This window comes from Syntrophomonas sp. UBA1041, assembly GCF_002316705.1.
In the GTDB taxonomy this organism is placed as follows: Bacteria; Bacillota; Syntrophomonadia; order Syntrophomonadales; family Syntrophomonadaceae; genus DTU019.
Map to the genome: position 1 here is coordinate 13,382 of NZ_DCEA01000044.1, position 2,664 is coordinate 16,045.

Here is a 2,664-nt window from a genome sequence, read left to right on the forward strand (position 1 = left end):
ACAGGATTTGAACCTGCGGCCTCCTGGTCCCGAACCAGGCGCTCTACCAAGCTGAGCCACATCCCGACGCAAGAAATATGATATCAATTAAATCGTCTTTAGTCAATATCGCCCCCACATAACTGCACCCGCTCAACCGCTGAGCACTCTCCAATCTTCCCGACGGGCATGGGAAAGGAGTCCGGGATCAGGATTAACTGCAACCGGTTCTCCCACCATTCCCATCACCTTTACATCAGCCACACTATCGGCAAAACAGCGGCTGGCCTCCCAGTTCACCTCCTGCCCGCCAAAAGCCTCCTGCAAAAGTGAACACTTACTTTCCCCATTTATAAAAGGAGTATCCCCTTTAGGATCGAATATTCCGTCTTTAAAGGCCAGTCGTGCAGCTATGACTGTGTTCAGGCCCAGATCAGCCGCCACCATTTTCATAAGTTCAAAATAAGAGCCGGAAAGCAGCACACAGTGATAACCCTGGCTTCGGGCCAGGCTGATCTCTTCAATTATCCTGCTATTGAAGTGTTTTCTCAATCCAGGATAGGCTTCATGAAAGAAAAGTGTTATCTCCTCAGCACTCATCCCGGAGAACAGGTAGTTGAACTTTCTGAATGCAGCTGCTTTCATTCTCTCCCGGGATATGAGTCCAATCCTGTACCAGAGCAAATCCGGAGCTATGGAAAGATAAACCAAAAAGTAGCGTAATATAGATCTTTTTTGTCTTATCCATTCCCGCCCCAGGCAAGGCAGGGTATCCCTGCTCAAAAGGGTTCCATCAAAGTCAAATATCGCCAGTTTCATTAATACCTCCGGAAATAGTTCTGAACTTAGTAATATCGATTTATATCCTGCTTATACCAATAGCCTCCTCAATTTGGCACCACTTGGAAGGCTGGAATTCTTCTTCCCTCTCTGTTAATGCTGCTAAGCTGCAGTGCCAGGCCCACCTGTAATTCATCAAAGGGCAATCCCGGCAGATGGGCCAGCATACGAGGGCCTTCCGCCAGCTCTACCAAAGCCAGAACGTAAGGAGTATCTTCCTTAAATTCCGGCAGGGCACTGTAGTGAACCACGGTATATGAATATAGTACTGCCTTTCCGCTAAGCTTTCTCCACTCCCAATCTGATTTCAGGCATTTAGGACAAAGGCTGCGTGGGTAAAAAATATAATCCTGACAATCAGGGCAAAACTGCAAATAGAGTTCACCCTCATCCAGTTTCTTCTGATAAAATTCCCGGTATTCCATAAGCTTACCCTTCCCTTCCCAAAATCAAACTGCATTCCGTACTAAAAACTCCCCCATTGCCGTTGACAAAGGCCAGGTGATTTTTCTTCACCTGCCGTTTTCCCGCCTCGCCGCGCAGTTGCCGCACAGCTTCGGTGAGATGTGACATGCCCCCGGCATAGGAAGCCTGGCCACAAGAGAGCTGACCGCCATGGGTGTTGCAGGGTAGACTGCCCCGGTAGGTCAAATCAGTTGACTCCACAAAATCCCCGCCGCTCCCTTTGGGACAAAACCCGGCATCTTCCAGGGTTATCAACACTGTTATGGGGTAACAGTCATAAAGGGAAAGTAACTCGATATCCCCCGGAATCAGTCCTGCCATTTGAAAGGCCCGTTCAGCCGCCATCTTTACCGGGCTGCTAGTCAAGGAGGGGGCATAAAGGATGGAATTATGGGTGCAGGCTTCGCCCCAGCCCAGGATAGATATCGGAGAATGGGGCATATCGTAAGCTTCCTCCAAGCGGCTGACGGTTATTGCCGCCGCACCACTGCATGGGCGTACAATCTCCAGAAGATGAATGGGGTCAACAATCATGGGAGAAGATAATATCTCTTCTATCGTAATTGCTTTCTCATTAAAGAGGGCATATGGATTAGCCAGGGCATTCGTTCTCTGGTCTACGGCAATTTTAGCCAACTGCTCCGCTTTGGTTCCATATTCAAACATATGTCGCCGGGCTACCAGAGCATAACCGGAGTTGAAGCCCATCGGTCCCAAAGGCAGTTCATAATCTATTTCCGCCTGCGACATAACCGCTATCTTTCCTTCCCGGGTATTAAAGACCTGGCTGTCCCACACCCCTCCGCTCAGGCAAAGGCAGTGCCGGCAAATCCCCGCTGCTACCAACATTGATGCCCGAGCCACCGTTCCAACAGCACTGGCTCCTCCTAATTCAACCGTATTTAGGAAAACAGGTGAAAACTGTACGTATTCCGCCACCTGCGCCGGCCACATGAAGGAAGTGTCCTCACTGGGAGGAGTAAGCAGCAGTCCGTCAATATCCTTCTTGCCCAGCCCAGCATCCTTTATCGCCAGGGCTGCTGCTTCCGCCAGCAATTCCAGGCTTTTTCTTCCCCCGGAGTTTTTTATCGGTCTTAACTCACCTATACCAGAGATAGCAGCTCTTTGACCAGGTGCCATATATATTTCTCCTTTCAAAAGCGAAACATGATGATGGTATTTCCCCTATAAATTTAATTCAAGGAATATCAAAATGTGAACAATAGAACCCTGATTCCGCTGCAAAAAGTAATAATTATGCATCAGCTTGCATAAATATTCCGCTCGCAGTCTCCGCATGGGCAACACCAACGGCTCGTCTCGCGTCTCAAGGGGTACCGCGCTAATCTCCCGTCCATGGTCACAACCTTAATAGTGACA

The 2,664-nt window shown here is 49.1% G+C and carries 3 protein-coding genes; all 3 read right to left on the reverse strand.

The genetic code is table 11. The features are described from left to right. Window positions 1-132 precede the first annotated feature (132 nt). The 3 genes from B2633_RS07055 to B2633_RS07065 all read right to left on the reverse strand — a co-directional run bounded on the left by B2633_RS07055 (window position 133) and on the right by B2633_RS07065 (window position 2,424). A complete protein-coding gene (locus tag B2633_RS07055) occupies window positions 133-798 on the reverse strand; it encodes an HAD family hydrolase (protein WP_061213589.1) in 666 nt (221 codons plus the stop codon). 68 nt (window positions 799-866) lie between these two features. Then, on the reverse strand, window positions 867-1,244 hold the full coding sequence (locus B2633_RS07060; protein ID WP_061213588.1) for a Zn-ribbon domain-containing OB-fold protein: 378 nt from the start codon (window positions 1,242-1,244) through the stop codon (window positions 867-869). A 4-nt stretch (window positions 1,245-1,248) separates the two neighbouring features. Next, window positions 1,249-2,424, reverse strand: a complete 1,176-nt coding sequence (locus B2633_RS07065) for a thiolase family protein (protein ID WP_061213587.1) — start codon at window positions 2,422-2,424, stop codon at window positions 1,249-1,251. Between the last annotated feature and the right edge of the window lie 240 nt (window positions 2,425-2,664).